The sequence below is a fragment of the Mucilaginibacter sp. P19 genome (assembly GCF_050632265.1).
Taxonomy (GTDB): domain Bacteria; phylum Bacteroidota; class Bacteroidia; order Sphingobacteriales; family Sphingobacteriaceae; genus Mucilaginibacter; species Mucilaginibacter gossypii.
Genome location: NZ_CP192586.1, coordinates 4,778,676 through 4,798,576, shown reverse-complemented (window position 1 = coordinate 4,798,576; position 19,901 = coordinate 4,778,676). Strand labels below are relative to the sequence as shown.

The following is a 19,901-nucleotide window of genomic DNA, read 5'->3' as shown; positions in this document are numbered from 1 at the left end:
ACAATCATAATCGCCCGGGAGGCAAAAAACACCGATGAGCGCTTTGATCTGATCTTTAAAGGCTGCTAAAAGCTTTATACAGAGTAATTATCCGTTTTCATGGGCGAAAAGTGGTGCCCTGTCTATACATTAATAGTGCCTGTCCATTATGTTTTTTACACTACAAGCAATGCTATTGTTTTGTGGCTGTTAAACAGCACAAAATGAAAATCCTATACTCCTTTGCGGTAATAATTGCCTTAGCGCTTGTATTACCATTTAACGCAAATGCCGAAACCGGTCGTACGGTTAAAGGTGTCGTAAAAGACTCTACCGGTTACCTGGTTGCGGGTACGAGCGTAAAAATGCTTACCGGTACCGACAGCACTACCGTTATTACGGGTGCCGATGGTACCTTTACATTTAACAATGTGACAGTAAGCCAGTTTAGTTTAGTTTTTAGCTCGATAGGTTATGAACCACTCAGGCGCAGGTTTGTGTTGGCTAATGATAACAAGCCGGCTAATTTGCCGCCGGTTATCCTGAAAATAGGAACTACGATGTTAAAAACCGTAATTATCGCGGATGTGAACCCGGTAAAGCTTAAGGAAGATACCATTGAATTTAATGCCGATGCCTATAAGGTGCGCGATAATGCCCCTGTTGAAGATGTGATTAAAAAGCTGCCCGGCATGGATGTTGATAAAGATGGAAACATCACCGCCCAGGGCAAAAGCGTGACTAAAGTGCGTGTTAACGGCAAGGATTTTTTGGAGGCGATGTTAAAACCGCCACTAAAAACCTACCTGCCGATATCGTACAAAATATCCAGATCATTGATGACTATGGCGATCAGGCAAATCTCACCGGTGTAAAAACCGGCGAACCGGATAAGGTACTGAACATTACCATTAAACAAAATAAAAACTATGGTTACTTTGGCCAGGCCAGCTTAGGAGGGGGCCGTGATGCCATTCCCGGTGTCTCAAGCGATAAGGAGAGCAACAGGTATGTGGCTTCGGCCAATGTGTTTAGCTTTAACGGCAACAGGCAGCTTGCCTTTTTAGGTAACCTTAACAATACCAATACCAATCTGTTTAGCTTTGGGGGTGGTGGTCCAAGAGGCGGCGGACCGGGTGGGCCTCCGGGAGGCAATAGCAGCTCATCGAACGGCATCACTACAGCACGTTCATTCGGGTTTAATTATCGCGATAGCTGGGGCAAGAAGATTACCGCTTATGGTAGTTACAGCTTTGCCGATAATTCGGTGAACACCATCAGCAGTACCATTCAAAATAATCTTTCATCAACCAACCCGAGCACCAATACGCAAACCAATAACCAGCAGGACGAAAAGCTGAACCACCGGGTTAACTTCAACATTGAGTATAAACCCGATACCGTAAACTATATAAAGATCACCCCAACATATGCCTACGCCAGCACCAACACCACATCTGATGCAACCAGCTTGCTGCTCCGGAATTCGGAAACGGTATCAAACTACAGCCTCGCCAACCTTAGTAAATCAACCGAGCCCAATTATGGTGTTAATGTATTGTTTAACCACAAGCTTAATAGTCATGGGCGCAACTTCAGTATAAATGTCGGCGCAGGGAGTTATACCATTAACAAATATCAAAATCCGGTTTATACCTATATTGATGGCGCCCGTAATGCCCCTCTTAACCAGTTCATCAATACCGATAGCCGTACGGATAGCCTTGGGACTACCGTATCGTACATGGAACCGATAAGTAAAAAGGGCTACATGGAATTGAACTATGCCTACCACTACGCCTATACCACTGCCGATAAAGCTACCGACACCCTGGCCGGTGATGGAAATATAAACAGGTATGATTTGTTGAGCAATAACTATAATTCAACCTTCGTTACCAACCGGTTCGGGCTTAACTATCGTTTTATCGATAAAAAATACAATTACACTTTAGGTATTGTGGCCCAGCCAACGCTGTTAAGAGGATCGTCGATAGTTGATGGTACACCGTTTACAACCAATAACAATACATTTAACTGGGCACCTACTGCAAGGTTCATTTATAACTTTTCGCGTAGCCAATCGCTTAGTTTAAATTATAACGGCAGCAGCAATCAGCCTACTTATACAGAATTGCAACCTGTTACAGATTTCAGCAATGCATCATACCCGGTACAGGGTAACCCCGATCTGAAACCGGAGTTTAATAATACACTTTCGTTAAAATACAATAAGTTCAATTTTGAAAGCGGCAACGTATTTTTTAGTAACCTGTCGTTCATTAAAACTGATAATAAAATAGTAGCCAATACCATTACCTATCCTAAAACCTATACGCCCAACAGCAAACTGGCCGGAAGTATTTTAACCCAGTATTTGAATGCCGATGGCTATTACTCGGCACAAGGATTTTATGTGTTTGCTAAGCCATGGCAAAAAAGAAAATATAATCTGTTCATGATAGGTAACATTTCATACAATAACAACGTCTCATATATAAGTAATGTGGATTCCGCTACCTATAACATGACAACCGAGAAAAATATCGCCAAAAACCTGGTGTTATCTCAAGGCGCACGCTTTAGGGTAAGCATTACCGATGTTATTGATGCCGAAGCAAGTACTACTTATAGCGTTAATACCTCAAGCAACTCCATCAAACAGGCAAACGTTAACAGCAATTTCCAAACCCTTAACCTGGGCGTTAATGGCAAAAGCTATTTTAAAGACTGGACATTGAGTTATGATTATTCAAAAATGATCTATTACGGCTATACCGGTGCTACTAATCCTAATATATTGAATACCTATGTAGAACGCCGGTTTTTGAAGGGCAATGCAGGCACCCTGCGCTTTTCGGTCATGGATGTGTTTAACGAAAACACCGGTTATACAACCACTCAGAACGGCAGCTATATCACTCAAACCAACAGTAACCGTTTGGGGCGTTACTATCTGCTAACTTTTACGCTTAAGCTGCAGAAATTTGCCGGCAAAAGGCCAACTATGGAACGTGGCGGACCAGGTGGTCCACCTCAGGGCGGCGGTCCCGGCGGACCGCCACCGTTTTAATGAACGGCAAGGTTCATAAAATATTAAAAACCTTCCCATCCCTGAGAAAGATGGAGAGTTCAGATCAAAACATGATGATCTGAGATTTAGTTGATGTTATCATAAGATAACTGCAGGGCGTTCCGAGGTGAGATACGGGACGCCCCTTTTTTATTAATTATACGTTAATGAACTTATTAAGGTTTTGATTTTTCCGTTAAACTCACTTATTATTTAATCAATCTGTATATCAATCCAATAACCGTGAGGTATTATTCTCGTTTTTATTATTATTTAATTAAGCTACACAAACCAAGATTAAACTTTTATGTATTGATTTACCCGGGCCGTTTTTGCGGGGCTTCGCAGCTCGAATATTTTGTTAATTTAGCTCCTCATAAAAAATAAGCTTTTTTTACAGTTTTTATCTACATTTAGCCCGTTGTTTGTAAATAAAACTGAATGAAGCCGCTTTTACTTAAAGTTTCTGCCGATCCTGCGCATTCCTTTAGCGTAAGGCATGATGTATCACCGGATATCAATAACCGCTGGCATTGCCATCCAGAACTAGAACTGATTTATTTCGCAAGTGGCGGCGGAACGCAATTTATAGGCGATAGTATTAAACAGTTTGAAGCCGGCGATATGGTTCTGGTTGGCTCAAACCTGCCACATTACTGGCGCTTTGATGATGTACATTTTGGCAGCGGTGCAGAGCATATTCCGGTAGATACCGTTGTAGTACATTTTTGCGAAAACTTTTGGGGCGATCAGTTTCTTCAGCTCCCGGAAAATAAGCTGATCAAGGTATTGCTTGAACGCTCTAAACGTGGATTGCAGATAACAGGCGAAACAAAAAAGCAGGTTGCCAACACTTTAGCCACTATGCTCAACACAGATGGGGCAGAAAGGATCATTATGCTACTCAAAGCATTGAATACGATAGCAGGCAGTTCGCCGCTTAATTATTTAACTTCTATAGGTTTTAAGTACGATCATAATGAATCGGAAAGCGATAGGCTCAATAACATTTATGAGTACTCGGTACGTAATTTCCGTAAAAAGATCTACCTGGAAGAAATAGCAGATATAGCTGGCGTAAGCGCTAACTCTTTTTGCCGATACTTTAAATCAAAAACCCGTAAAACCTACTCGCAGTTTGTAATCGAGATAAAAGTAGGTTACGCTTGCAAGCTCCTGATTGAAAACAAGCTCAACATTAAACAGCTTTGTTACGATAGTGGGTTCAATAATTTCTCCACTTTTCACAAGCATTTTAAACAGGTAACAGGTAAAAGCCCACTCATGTACCAAAAGGAGTTTACGAAGAAAACATAATTTTTTGCTATCCCCGAGTGGTTTTAATTGTATTGAAAATAACTCGGGATGGGCTGACCTTTAGAAAAAAGGCAGTTCATGACAGGGCAGCAGTCCCTTCAATATCCTTTTCCATAAGGATGAAAATAATTCTATTATCCTATCCTGGGAATAATTTTTTAAATTCACGGTGATATATCTCTCGTTTTGCGCACTTATTATTAAACGCATTGATCATGGCACATGAGATAGTTTTTGATAAACCGGCCGCCCAAAGGGAACAACTCATTACGGAGCTTTACCAAAGCGCTTTCCCAACAGTGGCTAAATATATAAGCAAGATGGGTGGTTCCTTTGACGACGCAAAAGATATTTTTCAGGATGCCCTTGTTATTTATTATGAAAAGGCGGTGAACAGTGATCTGTCCCTGCATAACGGTGAAAAGGCTTATCTGCTGGGTATTGCCAAACATCTTTGGTTCAAAAAGTTTAAGGGTGACCGCAATAACCTGCCGCTCGATAATTGCACCGAAGATTTTGATGTTACAGATGAAACTGAAGATCAGCCATCGTCAGTTAAACTAATGAGATACCTGGAAACGGCCGGTAAAAAATGCATGGAGTTGCTAAGCGCTTTTTATTATCATAAACTACCCATGAAGGAGCTTGCGGATTTGTTTGGTTACGCGGGCGAGCGGTCTGCTACTGCGCAGAAGTATAAATGCATTGAAAAGGTAAGGGAAACAGTTAAAGAACAATCACTGGCTTATGAGGACTTCATTGAATGAGATCAAAGAAATTGACGATCATGTGCTTGGGCAAACCGCGCCTGATGATGCACTGTTGTTCGAGGCCAAACGGATCATCAATCCAAGCCTTAAGTATAAGGTGATGTGGCATAAACAAACTCTGACCCTGGTGCAGCAATATGGCCGTAACAGCCTTAAGGCCGAAATTGAAACCGTACATCAAAAGCTATTCAGCTTGCCTGAGCATGCGGGTTTCAGGCAAAAGGTCATGCGTTTGTTCGGTAAACGCTAAACATCAAATTTTATGAATATCAATCAAAACGAGTTCCGCAAATATGCGGTGGGGCATCGCCGTGTCCGAAGTTTACATGTCGACAGGTTTATTGCGCAGGTGAATAACAGCCAATTAAGGATGGGTATGACGCCCTATATTATGGAAGAACGACAGCTCAATATCTCGCAAATGGATGTTTTTTCGAGGCTGATGATGGATAGGATTATTTTCCTGGGCACTGCGATAGATGAGCAGGTGGCTAATATCATCCAGGCGCAATTGCTGTTCCTGCAATCGGCCGATGCTAAAAAGGATATCCAGATCTATATCAATTCACCGGGCGGTTCAGTATATGCCGGACTGGGAATTTATGACACCATGCAGTTTATATCGCCTGATGTAGCTACCATCTGTACTGGTATGGCTGCCTCAATGGCTTCGACATTACTTTGCGCCGGTGCCAACGGCAAACGGGCTGCGTTGCCGCATTCACGCGTTATGCTGCACCAGCCATCAGGTGGAGCGCAGGGGCAGGAATCGGACATTGAAATTGCTGCCAGACAGATCTCTAAAATGAAGAGAGAGCTGTACGAGATCACAGCCAAACACAGCGGGCAAAGCTACGACAGGGTTTATGAAGTATCCGACAGGGATTACTGGATGATAGCTAAAGAAGCGAAAGCTTTTGGGATGATAGACGAGGTTTTGGGAGCTAAGGAGGACTGATTAGCATATTGAAGACTTACGAAGTAATTAAACTTCGTAAGTCTGGTTATTTAGATCACTTATTCAACGCATCTACCTTATCAAAAAACTCATTTTGCAATTTGATGGTACTGGTATCGGCCTTAATTGCTTTGAGCGCTTGTACAAAGCTGGCTATTTCATGCTCTGCTATAAATTTGCCAAATTCGGGTGTAGCTTTAGCACCTTCACCGGCATAGTGGTTAGGGTAAGCGGCATACCACCATATAGGTGTATAAATATTAGCCAGGTTTAAACGGTGCTGATTATCGCCCGATTGTGATGCCGCCCTGTCCATCTTCATCAGATCTGGGCGATAGTAAAGCATCGACGCGGTTTCACTTTCGCCGGCATCTGATCACCTTCAATAGCTGATTTATGCATTTTGCGGTATTGATCTGTGTATTCCTTATCTGCACCATGCGGGTTATAAAAATATACTGCATAGCTGTGACGTTTGTTGAGCAGAGATTGCATAAAGAACTGGATAAACTCGGGATTGCCGCCATGGCCGTTCAGTATTACTATTTTATCAAACCCGTTTCGCGCAATTTCATCACAGGTAGCTTCCAGTAAATCCCAGATCACTTTGCTTGGCAGGGCAAATGTTCCGGGCTGATGGCGGGCCTCATTGATCTGTCCATAAAAATAATCGGGAAATACAACAGCATATTCCGACTTAACAGCATGGGCAGCCCACTCACGTACGTGGATCAGGTCGGTTCCCAAAGGGGAATGGGGGCCGTGTTTTTCCAGGATCCCAATGGGCAGGATACAAGTTTTCGACGATTTTGCGAGCGCAGCAGGAAAATCTGAGGCAACAAGCTCGTCCCAGCGGGCAGGTATTTGCTGGGCAAAGGAATATGCAGAAAGCAGTAGCGCTGCAAACAGTAATAAATAAGTTTTCATAAATTATAGGTTTAATAACAGGGTATAGCAAACTGTATTTGAACTGAAATTTACGAACTTAAAATATTGTTTTTCAACAGGTAATTTAAAAATTACAATGAAGAGGTTAATGGATATTGGGCAATGAGTAGCAGAAAATAGCCCCTTTTTCCTTGTTGTTTTCAACCCAGATCCGGCCATTCATTTTTTCGGTAAAATCTTTACAGATCATGAGCGCTACGCCCGCGCCTTTTTCCTTTTCGTTACTGTACTGCATGTTGGCTTTAAAATTAAAGAGCAACTTCAGCTTATCGGGCGAAATACCTTTTCCCTCGTCCTGTACACAAACAGTTACATCGTTGTTATCGCTTGATGCACCTATAGTAATGGTTGAATTATCTGGCGAAAACTTAATGGCGTTATGTATAAAATTGCGGTGGATAAACTGTACCAACTCTTTGTCGGCGTGAATAACAATGGCCGGATCCACTTTGATTACGAACCTAAGCCCGCGGTCTTTACCCATTAAATAAAATGGTTGTATTGCCTCATCTATCAGGTCCTTTAAAGGCAGTGGAACAGCTTTGTAATTAAAGCCCGACAATTGCTGTTTGATCCATTGCAATATGTTTTCAAAAATCTCCAGCGAAATATTTGAAGAATGCTCCATGGTATCTACCAATTCCATCAATTCTTCCCGTGTAAAAGTATCGGCGTCTTTAAGTACTGTTGCCAGTGTTTTGAGTGCGCCTATTGGCTGCCTGAAATCATGCGCAAGAATAGATACCAGCCGGTTGTTGAATTCATGATCTATTTGCAGTTTTTCGTTTCGTAGCTGTACGGTGTGATTAAGCTCTTCCAATGTTTGGCCATGCTTTTTCTTCAGGTTGTAAAGGCGGTAAGTAAATATTACGGTAATGGCGGTTATCACAAATAAAACACCAAGTACAATCGCAAGCACCTGCCTGTTTTGGCTCCGGATGGTTATAGCTTCCAGTTCCTGGTCTTTCAGGGCATAATCAATATAATCAAAGCCTGTTGTATTAGTGTACTTCTCCTCGTCGTCATATAGTTTCAGCAATTTTGAACTGTAGCGCTGTACTTCGGGCAGATTATTTTGAGCAATATAAATATCATATAATTTTTTCCCGAAGATTTTTTCATAATAGTGATAGCCGCTTTTTTCGGCAATAGAAAGTCCCTGTTTGTAGTAATCAATAGCTTGGGGAACATTATTTTCGAGGTACAAATCGCCAAGGTTCATGACTATATCAAGGCTCAGGTAATAAAGCTCCATGGCTAAACCATTATCTACTGCTTTTTGTAAAACCGCCACACCTTGTTCACGGTTATTGCTTTGAAGGTATAGCAATCCCTGTACCTGGTCTGCTTCAACGAGCATACGTTTATCTTTATACCTTGTGCCAATTTCGCGTGCTTTATCAAGGTAGATTTCAACCGAATCTTTGGGGATTTGCCCGGGGTATAAGAGGAGGTAATTGCACAGCACCAACGCCACGATAGAGTCGCGCTGCAGGGTTTTACCAATGTTTAATGCCCGCTTAAAAAGTTTATCGCTTTTTTATCTTCCTTGTTCTCGTTAAACACAAGGCCAATATTCATTAACCCCTGTACAACGTTTGAGGTATCATTTAATTCTTTGTACAGGTTATAAGCCTCGTTATAATAGCGTAGTGAAAGCTGCAGATTTCCTTTAAGATCATAAACAATGCCTATAACATTTAGTGCATCGGCCTTTCCGGCCTTATAGCCAAGCCGCTCAGCTATAGTTCTGGCCTTTTTAGCATAATTGAAAGCACTGTCGATATTTTGCTCATACATAAGCATCCCCAGCCTGTTAAGCGTATTTACATACTGTATGCTATCATGAGTTAAGGGCAAGTCTTTTTTTAGTTTATTAACCTCCCTGAATTGGCCGAAACATTCAGATACAGCAAGCAACAGTAATACTAAAAGGCTTACGTTTTTTTTCATTAATTAATATTTGCAAAACGGGCTAACGGTTCATGATATAGCCTAAAGCTATTATACGGATAAAAAGCTGTATGGTTGAAGAATGTTAAATAAAAAAGGCTCAGGTACAGTTAGTTTTACTGTTATTCAAAAATATTAAACCTTCTGCAGGTAATACCGGATAATGGCTCAAATAAAAAATGATTCAAAGAACTGTTATAGCGAATCGGGATTAGGAATAAAGTTCATAAATGCCTGAAACTTGGCATAATAGTTTTGCATGTTTAACTGGTAATAATAAGCACCGCGTTTTGAGCCTGCTTTATCCTTATCGGCCAGTTTAATGAGTAAACCGGTTGCCAGCACCCTTTTACTGAAATTGCGTTTATCAATAGTGGTATTAAACACGCTTTCGTAAAGAGTTTGCAATTGCGGGATGGTAAACTTAGTGGGCAAAAGCTCAAACAGGATAGGGTGCATAGCTGCTTTGTAGCGGATGCGTTTGCGGGCCTGCTCAACCATTTCCTGTTGGTCAAATATCAATTTAGGGGCACGTTTAAGCTGAAACCACTCGGCATGGTAATCATCACTGATCTGGGCTTCATATTTATGGATATCAACCAGTGCAAAGTATGCTACAGATACTGTACGCTCAATAGGGTCGCGCTGGGGTTGCCCAAAAGTATATAATTGTTCAAGGTACACGCCCTCCAAGCCGGTTAATTGCTTTAAAATGCGGTTGGCACTTTGATCAAGACTTTCATCTGGCTGAACAAAGCCACCCATCAGGCTCCAGTTTCCCTTTTCGGGTTGAAAGCCTCTTTTTATCAGTAGGATCTTTAAAACTTCGCCATCAAAGCCAAAAATGATACAATCAACAGCTAATAATAACCTTGTTTGCTTGGAGTACTTGAGCATTTATAAACAGTAATAATTTTATGGTAAAAACAAATATAGAATAACATTCGATATAAGCTTGCAAATTTGCTGTGTTACACCCGTTAAAAAAGCATTAATTTACAATTGTTAATCAAATGTGTAAATTAATTGTGCTTTTTACAATAATAATTAACACTTATTCATTATTTATTCGCCCCATGCCGATATTACCAGCATGCGGTTGCCGCCGTGGTTACGATGCTCGCACAAATAAATTCCCTGCCACATTCCTAAAGCCAGTCTTCCATTGCGGATAGGAATAGTTACTGAACTGCCCAGCATCGCAGCTTTCAGGTGGGCAGGCATATCATCAGGACCTTCATCATCGTGTAAATAATCCGGGTCGTTTTCGGGTACGGTTTTACTGAAATACATTTCAAAATCCTGCCTTACGGTTGGGTCGGCATTTTCATTAATGGTTAATGATGCCGAAGTATGTTGGATAAATACCTGGCAAATACCGGTTTTTAACTCGTGTATTTGAGGTAGGGCATTAATTACTTCGGCCGTGATGAGATGAAAACCTCTTTTGCGCTCCCTAAGCTGAAGGATTTGCTGAAATATTTTCATAAACAGTTTGCTTTATAACAGTGTTGCAAACATATCTATAAAGATTGTTCCGTTTTGTTTTGAATGGCGTGCCAATTAAAAATTGTTTGCAGGTTTACATTACTTATGCAGCAATGGCCGGATTAAGATCATCGCTTTGAACTGCGAACAAGCGATCAATGAAAGCTTTTATCTTTTCGATGAAACTTTTCCTGACCGGTTTTTCAACCATTTGAATTTGATTATCGTCCGGAAGCTTTGGAGTATCGGCGTCCTGCATTTCCTCCAAAACAATTTCACGGATCTCAGGGTCACGGTTTACGATCTCATCCAATTCGGTGAGCTCGTTAAAGGTGGCTGTACCGTTTTTTTGCCGCTTAATAAGTATTTCAAAACGGTCCTGGTTGAAAGTACGCCTTTCCAGTTGCTTGCCGTGTCTCATGATATATACAGTAATCTTTATTAAGAACTCAAATTAAGTGCCATGTATTTATAGTATTGTTAGTCAATTAATTACATTTGTTTTCAATCCAGTAATGTGCATCGTTATAATACATTTATTGTTCGTTTTCGCGCAGGGGTATCTATTATTTAGATAGGTTTTGATGAACAGTATTGGTACTTTTAATGTAACTATCTATTAGTTATGAATTGGTGGCCATATGAAAAATTTTCCATTATAAGTCCGCTCAACCCCGAAGAGGTAAGATTAAGATTGACAGAACAAGTAAGCCCTGCTTTCACAGGAAGTTTCTTTGAACAATTAACCAACAGGTATCCCACTCCTTTTAAAGGGTATGTAAATATTAGTGAGTTTAAAATTGAACCCGTAGTTGTTGGTAGGAATTCGTTTATACCTTTTATAAAGGGGCGCGTGGAGTTTGCGGAAACGGGAAGTTGTCTTTATATAACCATGGCTATGCACCAGGAAATAGAATATATTATCATTGGAATGGCTGCTTTTTTAATGGTCGCGGGTTTTGGCGGTTGGATACATTCTTCAATGTCTGATAGGTTTGATCCCTTATCAATAACTCCATTTGGTATGTTGGTATTCATTTATCTTATTATGATATATGGCTTCAACTCGGAAAGTAATAGCTGTAAATCTTTTTTATTAGAATTATTAGAAGGAGATTATGAGCGATAGCACTACCACAAAACAAATACAGGGCATAGCCCCCTTGCTTCAGGTTTTTGATATGCCCGTGGCCTTAGGATTTTACCGCGATGTGCTGGGTTTTGAAATAGTGCAGGCATCTGGCGAAGGAGATGATGTTGATTGGGTTTTATTGAAACTTAATGGTATAGAACTAATGCTCAACACCGCGTACGAAAAGCCCAACCGCCCTGCCGAACCCGATGAGCAACGCACAGCAGCGCATACTGATACCTCACTTTATTTCGGTCACCCGGATATTGATATGCTATATAGCTATTTATTAAGTAAGGGCATGCACCTTAAACAACCTCAAATTACAGGTTATGGCTGGAAAGCCATTTATCTGCTTGATCCGGATGGATATCAGTTGTGCTTCCACTGGTCTGTACCATAATATTATAACCGCTCATAGTGAGATTCCGGCCCGTCTGCTGCAAGGGGAACTGTTCCGTAGAAAGTGAGTATTTTACCTTCTATCCTGAAAAATGTGATGCTTTTGCTGGAGGTATCTTTGTCATACATGATCTGCTCATGTGCATTGTCATATTTACGGGTACGGTAAGTGCCGCTGTTTATCAGGGTGTCTTTTTTAAATCGTTTGTAGGTACTGGCGGTAAAAACAATAATGTTGCCGTTGCCTGCCTTTATCGAATTAAGATCTTTGGGAGGCTCGCAGTAACAACTGGTGCCGCGGTACTCCCACCTGCCAATCAACTGATCATTATTAGGGGTATTGTCTTTTTTACAGCCTGATAAAACGGCGAGTATGCCAAATAAAAACAGCTTTTTCATAGCATAAGGTTTATAATACTTTACGTTAATACCAGGCAAAACGCTACAAGTTAACTTTGTTAGTAACACTTTCAATACACAATTTGCAGGCATCAATTAATTGATAACTTTGGTGTAAACCAATGTATTTCCTATAAAATTTATGAAGCAGCATAACTTATCAAGGCGCAGGTTTATTGGCAGCAGCGCACTTGCCGCAGCGGGGCTTTTAGCATTTTCAAAATCATCATTTGCGGGCGTGATTTCAGGTAGGGTTGATAAACCCAACTCGCTTATCAATGGCGTACAAATAGGCGTGATCACCTACTCATTCAGGAGCATGCCTAGCACAATTGAAGATTTACTGAGGTACTGTATCGACTGTAATATTAACGCCATTGAACTGATGGGCGATGCCGCCGAAATGTACGCCGGTGCCCCTAAACATGAAGCTGGCGAAGACTGGGCTGCATTTGGGAAAAAGATGGCCGAATGGCGCGTCTCCGCGCCAATGGATAAATTTAAGGAGATCAGGAAGATGTACCATGATGCCGGTGTCAATATTTATGCCTGGAAACCCAATGCCCTCGGTACTAAAAACAGCGATGCCGAAATTGATTATGCCTTTAATGCAGGGAAAGCTTTGGGTGTAAATCATGTAACTGTTGAGTTGCCTGATGAGGTTCAAACCAAACGCCTTGGTGATATAGCCGCCAAACATAAAATGATGGTTGGCTACCATGCCCACACCCAGGCCACGCCAACCCTTTGGGACGCGGCCCTGGCCCAGTCAAAGCATAACGGAATTAATTTGGATATCGGCCATTATGTGGCAGGTACCAGCAGCAGCCCCGTTCCCTTTATTGAAAAATATCATGACCGTATAACCAGTATGCACATCAAAGACCGTAAGTTTCATGACGGTCCCAATCAGCCCTGGGGGCAGGGCGATACCCCGATAAAAGAGGTGCTGCAACTCCTTAAAAATAACCATTATAAATTCCCGGCCACTATTGAGCTGGAGTACAAGATACCTGAAGGATCAGATGCGGTAAAGGAGGTGAAAATTTGCCGGCAGTTTGCTGCTGATGCACTGGCATAAAGTATTGTATTAGTTTATTCGTGATACGAATGCCTCTTATTTGTAAATTTATATTTATTTGAATATAGATATGGATAACTCATGTAAACTAAAGTTGGAATGGATTCCTGCCGCCTATAGCAGAGTAACAGACCATAGTTTTAACGATACATCGGCTGATAAGCTTAAACAAAAGCAACCTGCAAACGGGATTTATGAAAGCGGCAGAGGGTTTACAAAGCACAAGGTTTACCGGCGGAAACCATAAGAAGTTGCTTTGCTGATGTTCGGCATATAAGCCTATCTTTATCAAATGGAATCTAAAATATTTTCATACAAGGCAGATGGTATTATACTTACCCCGGTTGACGATCAGTTAAGTATCAGCCCCGTATTTGATCGCAAAGAATTGCTGAGCAAACTGAAGGACCTTTTTCACGATGATGACTATAAAGTTGATGACCGTACCCTCGATTATAAAATTAAGGATGGTCAGCTTTACATTGAAGGCGTAGTAACGAAACAGGTTCCGGCAAAATCGATAGGATTTATGGGCGGAAAGTAATTAACTGCAATACCCCGGCCTTATTTTTTTGCTTGTCTTTTTTGGGGATCAATTAATGGCGTTTCTTTCCTAAACCCGTTTAATCAAGCCTGTTTACTCTGTAATTTAATGCTGCAGTTGTACCTCCGGTTACATCAATGGTAACGCCTGTAATCTGGCCAGCCAGATCCGATGCCAGAAAAACCGCTGTATTGGCAATATCGGCCATTAAGGGTAGTTTTTTGAGCATGGTATCAGCTTCCATTTTTTAAGGATAGGGTCCATAACATCGGGCATGGTGTCAATTGCGGTTTTAAACACGCGCGAATCGGGCGAGCCTCCCGATCGGATATTAACCACCCGGATGCCGTAAGCACCCAATTCGGATGCCAGTGTGCGCGAAAAACTTTCAACACCGCTGCAAGCAGGGCCAAAGCCACCTGTGTGAGGATAGCCTATACCTCCTGGCGTAGCTGTAAGCGATAAAATTACCCCCGATTTTTGTTTCATCATCATCTTGCCAGCTGCAATGGCCGTCATGAAACGGGTTTGCATCGTAAGCGTAATCGGCTTTACAAAATCTTCGGCCGATATTTCGATAAGCGGTACGTTCTGCACCACATCAACTCCAACGGCGTTAAATGAGATATCAATCGTCCCTGCGCTGCTTACCACTTGCTGTAAATGCCGATCAATTGCTTTTTCGTCAAATGCATCTACAATTGCTATTTCAGCCAATCCCCCTGAAGAAATAATTTCATCGGATATCTTTTTAATTGACCTGGGGTTAGGCCCGGTTAAAAATACGCGCGCGCCGGCGCCGGCCAGTGCCTTTGCAACTGCACCGCCTAATGAACCGCCTGCACCGTAAATTACCGCGTTTCTATTTTGAAGCATCATGATGGTAGTTTTATTTAAAGTTAGTTTTAAAAACACCGGCTACATAACAAAACTAATTGTAAATGATGTTTGAGGGAAGGGGAAAAGATGACAATTACGGAGGGAGCGGGACAAGAAAAGGAATATGCCAAATTAAATACGAATGAACTTACCAGGTAAATTTAAGACCCAATAGAGGCTATTGAGCTATATTCTTTACTTGATAAGGTTAAATTGTGTTTGATTGCCTGCCACATTAACATTCGCTAAAGGGAATCTGATGGCAATTAGCAAACAAACGTAAACGGCTTATTTATAAGCCTCAGACCATTTTGATAATATACAGTTGCTTAATCTTAAGCTCCCGCCTTTTTTCTGATCCTTAACAAGCCATTGGCAGTAGTGGCGTAAATAACGCCTTTTGAATCCTGAACTATCTGGTAAATAGTAAAACCAGGGAGCGGCGAATTGTTGTTGTGGTAATTTTCCCACCCATTATTCAGGTCAAACCTGGCAATGCCCGATCTCGTCTGTACCCAGCCACAAAACATGCTCAAACTTATCATACAACATGGTATTAACATGGTTAGCAGGCATGCCCGAGTTTTTATCATTATAATGCAGCCAGTTACCATTAAACTTTAGTACGGCTATACCTTCTTTATCACTATCATTTTCACCAGTTTGTTTATTACAATCAACCAGTGAGAAGTAAACATTTCCTTTTTCATCCTCCACCGCGCCCGAAATACTGGCATTTTTCAGCGGAGTGTTGTTAAGGCTGTTAAATGAGGTGATAACGCTTTTATCAATCATGATGGTTCCTTTTGACGTACCAATCCAAAGCCGTTTCTGACTATCTACATAAGCAAAAAGTACATTGCTTGAGGGCATTTCAGGCATCGATTTTTTGTTTATCACTACCACTTTATCTTTCCTTTTTACAACAAGACCGTTTTGAGTGGTGAAAAGTAATTCGCCATTGCGGCTGTTCAGCACCTGGTTAACCCCACCTGCCAAAAACTGCTTAAAATCAAATAACTGCCAGCCACCGCTGCCGTACATAAATATTTTATTATCGTAATAAACCCATTTATTATTATCTCGGTCGATGGTTACTTCCTTTATGTTAGCATCTGACGGGAATGGCGAATTATATTCATTAACCGGGATAAATGTTGTTCCCTCAAAGCGGGTCATCCCTTTTTCCGTAGCATACCATAACAGATCTGATTGATCCATAGCGGCTGATTTGCCGATGTTATCAACCAGGGGCGAGTTATATTTTGTCCATACCGTAAAGTCGTAGTTTTTTAATGATGGATTGGCGTAGGTGAAAGTTTTATTGTAGATGGTTGGATCGCCGGGTGGTTTCATTTCGGCAAGATCCAGCCTTTGTACCTGGCCGTAAACGCCGCCACTTATAAAGCGAAAGATCACATTTACAGATGAGGCTACCGGTTTGCCATCTACCTTGGCCGGCTTCCAGATGCAACCGTTCAGATAGGTAATCAACTCGTTGGTGAGCGCGCTTTTGCTCGCATCATTATGGCTAAGCACGCAGCTAAAACCCCGCTCATCCACCAAAACCTGGAACGTTATGGAACCGGTAGCTTCTTTTAGCAGGTAACGGTTATTGATCCTCGCAGAAACAAAATCAATGGCAAGCTGATCGCAGCTGGCCTTTGTATCGCCGCAATCCATGCAATAATTGGTGATATTACACATCTCTACCTTTTGCAAAAAAAGATTTTGTGCAAACAGGGCCGATGGTAAAATGAAGATAAACAGGCAGATAAATAAAACTCTGCGGATTTTAGTTGGGGATAACAATGCCAGCATTACGCTTATAAATAAAAGAAAGCAAACCCGAAACTCCAAGCGAATGATAGTTAAATAATGTTAAACAAAGATACAAATCCTAAATGAGGATAATATGAAGCCTTTTGCATTTGACTTATATTTCTGTTAAACCTATTTAAAGCTCCTTTAGGTTCCTTTTTGTCCGCTTCGGCAGCAAATTGATACGGCACTTATGCCTATTAATTATCTTTGAGTAATATGCCGTCTCCATTACCAATTAAAAGCCTTGTCCGGCTCAACTGGCTGCTTGTATTCACTTTTACCGCGATCATATCGCTGTACTTTATTTTTTTGCTGGACGAGAGATTCCTATATAAAGTGTTTTATATGGGTATGACTGCGTTAGGAATAGGTTTGGTAGCATTTGTAAATGTCAGGATCCTGATTTTATTGGCCCGGAAGCACGGCGTCAGGGGAAAAGCACTTAAGCGGTACCGTTATTTTTTTACATATGCTGCCAGCGCCACTATATACCTGATGCTGGCGCCTGCGTTTGATTATTTTGAACATAAAAGTAAATCATTCCCTTTTCCGTTTTTCCTGGTCATTTTCTTTATTTCCGGTATCCTTGTAAATACAATGATTATCCTGTTGCAGGACTTTGTGATCCTGCAGGCCGATAAATCCCATGCCGATCTTGAGCTTTCCCAGATAAAAGCCGCTCATGCCGAGGCTACAAACCTTCTTTTAAAACAACAGATCCACCCTCACTTCCTGTTTAACGCACTTAACACACTCAAAGCACTGTACCACAAAGATCCTGTTGCGGGCGATAATTATATTGTTCACCTGGCTAATTTTCTCCGGGCCTCGGTTTATAATCATGCCGCAAAAACTTCGAGCCTTGCGGATGAGCTGGCACTACTGCTCGACTATCTGGAGATGCAAAAGATCAGGTTTGGTTCGGCATTAAATTGCGTTATTGATTTGCCCATTGATATTTTAAACGACCGCTACCTGCCGTCTTTTTCATTACAACCGCTTCTTGAAAACGCGCTTAAACATAATGAGCTAACCCAACAGTCGCCGCTTGTGGTAAAAATCTTTTGTTCGGAAGACAGGATAGTGGTATCCAATACCCTTAAAAAGAAAAATCTTAATGTAACTTCAACTCATCATGGTCTGGCCAACCTTGCCGAGCGGTATAGCCTGTTATCAGGTGATGAAGTTATTATCAGCGAAAATAAAGACACATTTTCTGTAAGCATCAGATTATTGAATAATGAATATAGCGATCATAGAGGATGAGCCGTTAGTTGCCGATGACCTTGAACTAAGTATAAAACAACTGATTAGCGAGCCGGTAACCGTAGTACAGCTTCATTCTGTAAAGGAAGCCGTTACCTATTTTTCGGGAAGTAATAAAGCTGATCTCATATTCAGTGATATTCAACTGGGCGACGGGTTAAGTTTCGAAATCTTTGCCACGATATCGATTGACGTCCCTGTGGTTTTTTGTACCGCATACGATGAATATGCGCTGGATGCGTTTAAAGCAAACGGAATAGATTACATATTAAAACCCTTTACAACAAAAACGCTTCAACTGGCACTTGAACGCTATGGGCAGTTGAAAAAAGTATTTCAAACGCATCAGCCACCGCAATATGAGGCGCTTATGGAATTGCTGACTAAAAAAGAAACCACCAGACCTTCTTCTGTATTGGTTTATCACCAGGATAAGATCATCCCGATAAAATTAGATGATATAGCGTTGATCCATCTTTCAAATGAAGTTTCACATTTGGTAACTTTTTCAGGTAAGATATTTTACCCTAACAAAAATTTGGATGAGTTGGAAAAGACATGCGGAAGTTATTTTTTCAGAGCTAACCGCCAGTTTTTGGTGAGCAGGAAGGCTATTGCTGATGTTTCCAGCTTTTTCTCGCGTAAACTTTCTCTCAACCTCAATATCGCATTCAGCGAAAGAATTGTGGTAAGTAAAGGCAAGGCTTCCCAATTTCTTGCATGGCTGGCAAAAGCCTGATAGATCTGTGTACATACATCCTGTTAAATGCTCTACTGGCTTTAAGCTTTGAGCCTTCCGCTTTAAGCTAAATAGCTGTAACGCATCTGCCCATTTTTTCCACTTCCGGTGCCACTTTGCCCGCTTCGGTTACCTTTTCCTTCTATAGGCCACAGCATAAGCTCACTTTTGCGCTATCAATAACAAATGCGCTTTCGGGCAGCAACATTATCTCAAAAATTGAAATTAAAATTTATGAAAAAGCTACTCTTCATTTTAACTTGTTTAATCCTGGTATCAACTAAAGGTTTCAGTCAGGGCATCCTTTCGCGCCTGGAATTTGGGCTTAAAGCAGGCGCCAACTATAGCAATTTTACCAATGCCAGTTTCCCTACCGATCCGTTGGTTGGCTTTCATGCGGGCGCTACTGTTGCATTTAAGTTCACTGATAATTTCCTGGTGCAGGAGGAATTTCTATTTTCATCGCAGGGTGCAAAAATTAAAGGCGGCTCCCTTGGCAATCAAAACCTCAAGCTTTCCTATATTTCGGTTCCCTTTTTATTGAAATACCGTGCTAACTCAGGCTTCTATATCGAGGCTGGTCCGCAGGTAGGTATGAAAGCCAAAGAAGATGTTTCGGGCTTAAGTGCCGGTGATTTTGCTAAAAAACTGGACCTGGCAGCGGCCGGAGGTATTGGATACCAGTCAAAACTGGGCCTTGGTATTGGTGTAAGATATGTTTACGGCCTTTCAAAGGTAGGCAACTTTAATATCTCCAATATCAACAACGATTTTAAAAATAATAACGTTCAGGCCAGTTTGTTCTATGTGTTTTAAACAGCTAAGAGATATTAGCATTGAGCTTTGTGCTTTGTGCTTTCAGCTTTTTATTTAAGCTTAAGAGCCTGGTATGAAAATGCCGGGCTTTTTTTACTTTTGCACCATGAGCTACGAAGAATTGAGTGAATACTTTACTAATGTTACATTACCCCAGGAATTAAGGTTAGATCGCGCTACAACTCAGCTCCATGTTGCCGATTTTGTTAAGCAATTATTGAAAAACATGAAAAACTATCCTGATAATTGGCGTCACCAATACCAGTTAATGAGGATCAAGAATGCCCTCGAAAATCCATATAACGGCCCGGAAATTCCGAGGTTTTAAATATC

At 41.3% G+C, this 19,901-nt stretch carries 26 protein-coding genes; 14 read left to right on the top strand and 12 right to left on the bottom strand.

What is annotated here, in order from left to right; all coding sequences use genetic code 11:
- Nucleotides 1–203 precede the first annotated feature (203 nt).
- From ACQ86K_RS23230 to ACQ86K_RS23205, 6 genes are all read left to right on the top strand, one after another.
- The gene (locus tag ACQ86K_RS23230; protein WP_431198888.1) at nucleotides 204–854 is read left to right on the top strand and encodes a carboxypeptidase-like regulatory domain-containing protein; all 651 of its coding nucleotides are present in this window, start codon (nucleotides 204–206) and stop codon (nucleotides 852–854) included.
- Between the two features lie 137 nt (nucleotides 855–991).
- A complete protein-coding gene (locus ACQ86K_RS23225) occupies nucleotides 992–3,052 on the top strand; it encodes an outer membrane beta-barrel protein (RefSeq protein ID WP_431198887.1) in 2,061 nt (686 codons plus the stop codon).
- 441 nt (nucleotides 3,053–3,493) lie between these two features.
- Complete coding sequence (locus ACQ86K_RS23220; protein ID WP_091170212.1) at nucleotides 3,494–4,369, top strand: AraC family transcriptional regulator; 876 nt, start codon at nucleotides 3,494–3,496, stop codon at nucleotides 4,367–4,369.
- A gap of 215 nt (nucleotides 4,370–4,584) precedes the next feature.
- Nucleotides 4,585–5,136: an RNA polymerase sigma factor gene (locus tag ACQ86K_RS23215; RefSeq protein ID WP_091170209.1), complete on the top strand. Its 552-nt coding sequence runs from the start codon at nucleotides 4,585–4,587 to the stop codon at nucleotides 5,134–5,136.
- A complete protein-coding gene (locus ACQ86K_RS23210) occupies nucleotides 5,117–5,389 on the top strand; it encodes a hypothetical protein (RefSeq protein WP_143020803.1) in 273 nt (90 codons plus the stop codon). Before ACQ86K_RS23215 ends, ACQ86K_RS23210 begins: the two co-directional genes overlap by 20 nt.
- 12 nt (nucleotides 5,390–5,401) lie before the next feature.
- Nucleotides 5,402–6,097, top strand: coding sequence for an ATP-dependent Clp protease proteolytic subunit (locus tag ACQ86K_RS23205; RefSeq protein ID WP_091170202.1), 696 nt, complete (start codon nucleotides 5,402–5,404; stop codon nucleotides 6,095–6,097).
- A gap of 55 nt (nucleotides 6,098–6,152) precedes the next feature.
- Here the strand turns inward: ACQ86K_RS23205 and ACQ86K_RS23200 are convergent, their stop codons facing one another.
- The 7 genes from ACQ86K_RS23200 to ACQ86K_RS23170 all read right to left on the bottom strand — a co-directional run bounded on the left by ACQ86K_RS23200 (nucleotide 6,153) and on the right by ACQ86K_RS23170 (nucleotide 10,907).
- On the bottom strand, nucleotides 6,153–6,443 hold the full coding sequence (locus tag ACQ86K_RS23200) for a creatininase family protein (protein WP_143020802.1): 291 nt from the start codon (nucleotides 6,441–6,443) through the stop codon (nucleotides 6,153–6,155).
- Nucleotides 6,419–7,024 (bottom strand): creatininase family protein, encoded by a 606-nt coding sequence (locus ACQ86K_RS23195; RefSeq protein ID WP_091170195.1) that lies wholly within the window; start codon nucleotides 7,022–7,024, stop codon nucleotides 6,419–6,421. Before ACQ86K_RS23195 ends, ACQ86K_RS23200 begins: the two co-directional genes overlap by 25 nt.
- A gap of 106 nt (nucleotides 7,025–7,130) precedes the next feature.
- Nucleotides 7,131–8,522: a tetratricopeptide repeat-containing sensor histidine kinase gene (locus ACQ86K_RS23190; protein ID WP_431198886.1), complete on the bottom strand. Its 1,392-nt coding sequence runs from the start codon at nucleotides 8,520–8,522 to the stop codon at nucleotides 7,131–7,133.
- A 32-nt stretch (nucleotides 8,523–8,554) separates the two neighbouring features.
- The gene (locus tag ACQ86K_RS23185) at nucleotides 8,555–8,998 is read right to left on the bottom strand and encodes a tetratricopeptide repeat protein (RefSeq protein WP_431198885.1); all 444 of its coding nucleotides are present in this window, start codon (nucleotides 8,996–8,998) and stop codon (nucleotides 8,555–8,557) included.
- Nucleotides 8,999–9,193: 195 nt separating this feature from the next.
- Nucleotides 9,194–9,895 carry an NUDIX hydrolase gene (locus ACQ86K_RS23180; protein ID WP_090533328.1) on the bottom strand — a complete coding sequence of 234 codons (702 nt, stop codon included), beginning with the start codon at nucleotides 9,893–9,895 and terminating at the stop codon, nucleotides 9,194–9,196.
- Between the two features lie 168 nt (nucleotides 9,896–10,063).
- Nucleotides 10,064–10,486 (bottom strand): secondary thiamine-phosphate synthase enzyme YjbQ, encoded by a 423-nt coding sequence (locus tag ACQ86K_RS23175; RefSeq protein WP_091170188.1) that lies wholly within the window; start codon nucleotides 10,484–10,486, stop codon nucleotides 10,064–10,066.
- A 103-nt stretch (nucleotides 10,487–10,589) separates the two neighbouring features.
- Nucleotides 10,590–10,907, bottom strand: a complete 318-nt coding sequence (locus tag ACQ86K_RS23170) for a hypothetical protein (RefSeq protein ID WP_091170184.1) — start codon at nucleotides 10,905–10,907, stop codon at nucleotides 10,590–10,592.
- Between the two features lie 204 nt (nucleotides 10,908–11,111).
- Here ACQ86K_RS23170 and ACQ86K_RS23165 point away from each other — a divergent pair, with 204 nt between their 5' ends.
- Together ACQ86K_RS23165 and ACQ86K_RS23160 are read left to right on the top strand one after the other, a co-directional pair.
- A complete protein-coding gene (locus ACQ86K_RS23165; RefSeq protein WP_091170180.1) occupies nucleotides 11,112–11,615 on the top strand; it encodes a hypothetical protein in 504 nt (167 codons plus the stop codon).
- On the top strand, nucleotides 11,605–12,021 hold the full coding sequence (locus tag ACQ86K_RS23160; protein WP_091170176.1) for a VOC family protein: 417 nt from the start codon (nucleotides 11,605–11,607) through the stop codon (nucleotides 12,019–12,021). Before ACQ86K_RS23165 ends, ACQ86K_RS23160 begins: the two co-directional genes overlap by 11 nt.
- Nucleotides 12,022–12,023: 2 nt before the next feature.
- Here ACQ86K_RS23160 and ACQ86K_RS23155 read toward each other — a convergent pair whose 3' ends face one another.
- Nucleotides 12,024–12,419 carry a hypothetical protein gene (locus tag ACQ86K_RS23155; protein WP_143020800.1) on the bottom strand — a complete coding sequence of 132 codons (396 nt, stop codon included), beginning with the start codon at nucleotides 12,417–12,419 and terminating at the stop codon, nucleotides 12,024–12,026.
- Between the two features lie 142 nt (nucleotides 12,420–12,561).
- Between ACQ86K_RS23155 and ACQ86K_RS23150 the strand changes: the two genes are divergently transcribed.
- Together ACQ86K_RS23150 and ACQ86K_RS23145 are read left to right on the top strand one after the other, a co-directional pair.
- A complete protein-coding gene (locus ACQ86K_RS23150; RefSeq protein WP_091170168.1) occupies nucleotides 12,562–13,500 on the top strand; it encodes a sugar phosphate isomerase/epimerase family protein in 939 nt (312 codons plus the stop codon).
- Nucleotides 13,501–13,792: 292 nt separating this feature from the next.
- Nucleotides 13,793–14,044, top strand: coding sequence for a hypothetical protein (locus tag ACQ86K_RS23145; RefSeq protein WP_091170165.1), 252 nt, complete (start codon nucleotides 13,793–13,795; stop codon nucleotides 14,042–14,044).
- A gap of 79 nt (nucleotides 14,045–14,123) precedes the next feature.
- On the opposite strand, the gene ACQ86K_RS23140 is transcribed toward ACQ86K_RS23145, so the two are convergent.
- The 4 genes from ACQ86K_RS23140 to ACQ86K_RS23125 form a co-directional block, all read right to left on the bottom strand.
- A complete protein-coding gene (locus ACQ86K_RS23140) occupies nucleotides 14,124–14,288 on the bottom strand; it encodes an SDR family oxidoreductase (protein WP_431198884.1) in 165 nt (54 codons plus the stop codon).
- Complete coding sequence (locus ACQ86K_RS23135; protein ID WP_431198883.1) at nucleotides 14,252–14,923, bottom strand: SDR family oxidoreductase; 672 nt, start codon at nucleotides 14,921–14,923, stop codon at nucleotides 14,252–14,254. Before ACQ86K_RS23135 ends, ACQ86K_RS23140 begins: the two co-directional genes overlap by 37 nt.
- 335 nt (nucleotides 14,924–15,258) lie before the next feature.
- Nucleotides 15,259–15,453 carry a hypothetical protein gene (locus tag ACQ86K_RS23130; RefSeq protein WP_431198882.1) on the bottom strand — a complete coding sequence of 65 codons (195 nt, stop codon included), beginning with the start codon at nucleotides 15,451–15,453 and terminating at the stop codon, nucleotides 15,259–15,261.
- Complete coding sequence (locus ACQ86K_RS23125; RefSeq protein ID WP_431198881.1) at nucleotides 15,407–16,744, bottom strand: two-component regulator propeller domain-containing protein; 1,338 nt, start codon at nucleotides 16,742–16,744, stop codon at nucleotides 15,407–15,409. Before ACQ86K_RS23125 ends, ACQ86K_RS23130 begins: the two co-directional genes overlap by 47 nt.
- 219 nt (nucleotides 16,745–16,963) lie before the next feature.
- On the opposite strand from ACQ86K_RS23125, the gene ACQ86K_RS23120 reads away from it, so the two are divergent.
- The 4 genes from ACQ86K_RS23120 to ACQ86K_RS23105 all read left to right on the top strand — a co-directional run bounded on the left by ACQ86K_RS23120 (nucleotide 16,964) and on the right by ACQ86K_RS23105 (nucleotide 19,896).
- Nucleotides 16,964–18,013 (top strand): sensor histidine kinase, encoded by a 1,050-nt coding sequence (locus ACQ86K_RS23120; protein WP_091170158.1) that lies wholly within the window; start codon nucleotides 16,964–16,966, stop codon nucleotides 18,011–18,013.
- The gene (locus ACQ86K_RS23115) at nucleotides 17,988–18,752 is read left to right on the top strand and encodes a LytR/AlgR family response regulator transcription factor (protein ID WP_091170155.1); all 765 of its coding nucleotides are present in this window, start codon (nucleotides 17,988–17,990) and stop codon (nucleotides 18,750–18,752) included. Before ACQ86K_RS23120 ends, ACQ86K_RS23115 begins: the two co-directional genes overlap by 26 nt.
- A 234-nt stretch (nucleotides 18,753–18,986) precedes the next feature.
- Entirely contained in the window at nucleotides 18,987–19,568 is a 582-nt protein-coding gene (locus tag ACQ86K_RS23110) for a porin family protein (RefSeq protein ID WP_091170337.1), read from the top strand.
- A 106-nt stretch (nucleotides 19,569–19,674) separates the two neighbouring features.
- Entirely contained in the window at nucleotides 19,675–19,896 is a 222-nt protein-coding gene (locus ACQ86K_RS23105) for a DUF6965 family protein (protein ID WP_129570495.1), read from the top strand.
- Nucleotides 19,897–19,901: the final 5 nt, after the last annotated feature.

Coding starts and splice junctions, on each gene's coding strand:
- ACQ86K_RS23110 (WP_091170337.1), top strand. CDS start 18,987: ATGAAAAAGCTACTCTTCATTTTAACTTGTTTAATCCTGGTATCAACT.
- ACQ86K_RS23195 (WP_091170195.1), bottom strand. CDS start 7,024: ATGAAAACTTATTTATTACTGTTTGCAGCGCTACTGCTTTCTGCATAT.
- ACQ86K_RS23180 (WP_090533328.1), bottom strand. CDS start 9,895: ATGCTCAAGTACTCCAAGCAAACAAGGTTATTATTAGCTGTTGATTGT.
- ACQ86K_RS23170 (WP_091170184.1), bottom strand. CDS start 10,907: ATGAGACACGGCAAGCAACTGGAAAGGCGTACTTTCAACCAGGACCGT.
- ACQ86K_RS23220 (WP_091170212.1), top strand. CDS start 3,494: ATGAAGCCGCTTTTACTTAAAGTTTCTGCCGATCCTGCGCATTCCTTT.
- ACQ86K_RS23140 (WP_431198884.1), bottom strand. CDS start 14,288: ATGGAAGCTGATACCATGCTCAAAAAACTACCCTTAATGGCCGATATT.
- ACQ86K_RS23150 (WP_091170168.1), top strand. CDS start 12,562: ATGAAGCAGCATAACTTATCAAGGCGCAGGTTTATTGGCAGCAGCGCA.
- ACQ86K_RS23125 (WP_431198881.1), bottom strand. CDS start 16,744: ATGCTGGCATTGTTATCCCCAACTAAAATCCGCAGAGTTTTATTTATC.
- ACQ86K_RS23160 (WP_091170176.1), top strand. CDS start 11,605: ATGAGCGATAGCACTACCACAAAACAAATACAGGGCATAGCCCCCTTG.
- ACQ86K_RS23175 (WP_091170188.1), bottom strand. CDS start 10,486: ATGAAAATATTTCAGCAAATCCTTCAGCTTAGGGAGCGCAAAAGAGGT.
- ACQ86K_RS23200 (WP_143020802.1), bottom strand. CDS start 6,443: ATGCTTTACTATCGCCCAGATCTGATGAAGATGGACAGGGCGGCATCA.
- ACQ86K_RS23135 (WP_431198883.1), bottom strand. CDS start 14,923: ATGATGCTTCAAAATAGAAACGCGGTAATTTACGGTGCAGGCGGTTCA.
- ACQ86K_RS23130 (WP_431198882.1), bottom strand. CDS start 15,453: ATGTTTTGTGGCTGGGTACAGACGAGATCGGGCATTGCCAGGTTTGAC.
- ACQ86K_RS23185 (WP_431198885.1), bottom strand. CDS start 8,998: ATGAAAAAAAACGTAAGCCTTTTAGTATTACTGTTGCTTGCTGTATCT.
- ACQ86K_RS23210 (WP_143020803.1), top strand. CDS start 5,117: ATGAGGACTTCATTGAATGAGATCAAAGAAATTGACGATCATGTGCTT.
- ACQ86K_RS23165 (WP_091170180.1), top strand. CDS start 11,112: ATGAATTGGTGGCCATATGAAAAATTTTCCATTATAAGTCCGCTCAAC.
- ACQ86K_RS23105 (WP_129570495.1), top strand. CDS start 19,675: ATGAGCTACGAAGAATTGAGTGAATACTTTACTAATGTTACATTACCC.
- ACQ86K_RS23230 (WP_431198888.1), top strand. CDS start 204: ATGAAAATCCTATACTCCTTTGCGGTAATAATTGCCTTAGCGCTTGTA.
- ACQ86K_RS23205 (WP_091170202.1), top strand. CDS start 5,402: ATGAATATCAATCAAAACGAGTTCCGCAAATATGCGGTGGGGCATCGC.
- ACQ86K_RS23115 (WP_091170155.1), top strand. CDS start 17,988: ATGAATATAGCGATCATAGAGGATGAGCCGTTAGTTGCCGATGACCTT.
- ACQ86K_RS23145 (WP_091170165.1), top strand. CDS start 13,793: ATGGAATCTAAAATATTTTCATACAAGGCAGATGGTATTATACTTACC.
- ACQ86K_RS23215 (WP_091170209.1), top strand. CDS start 4,585: ATGGCACATGAGATAGTTTTTGATAAACCGGCCGCCCAAAGGGAACAA.
- ACQ86K_RS23155 (WP_143020800.1), bottom strand. CDS start 12,419: ATGAAAAAGCTGTTTTTATTTGGCATACTCGCCGTTTTATCAGGCTGT.
- ACQ86K_RS23120 (WP_091170158.1), top strand. CDS start 16,964: ATGCCGTCTCCATTACCAATTAAAAGCCTTGTCCGGCTCAACTGGCTG.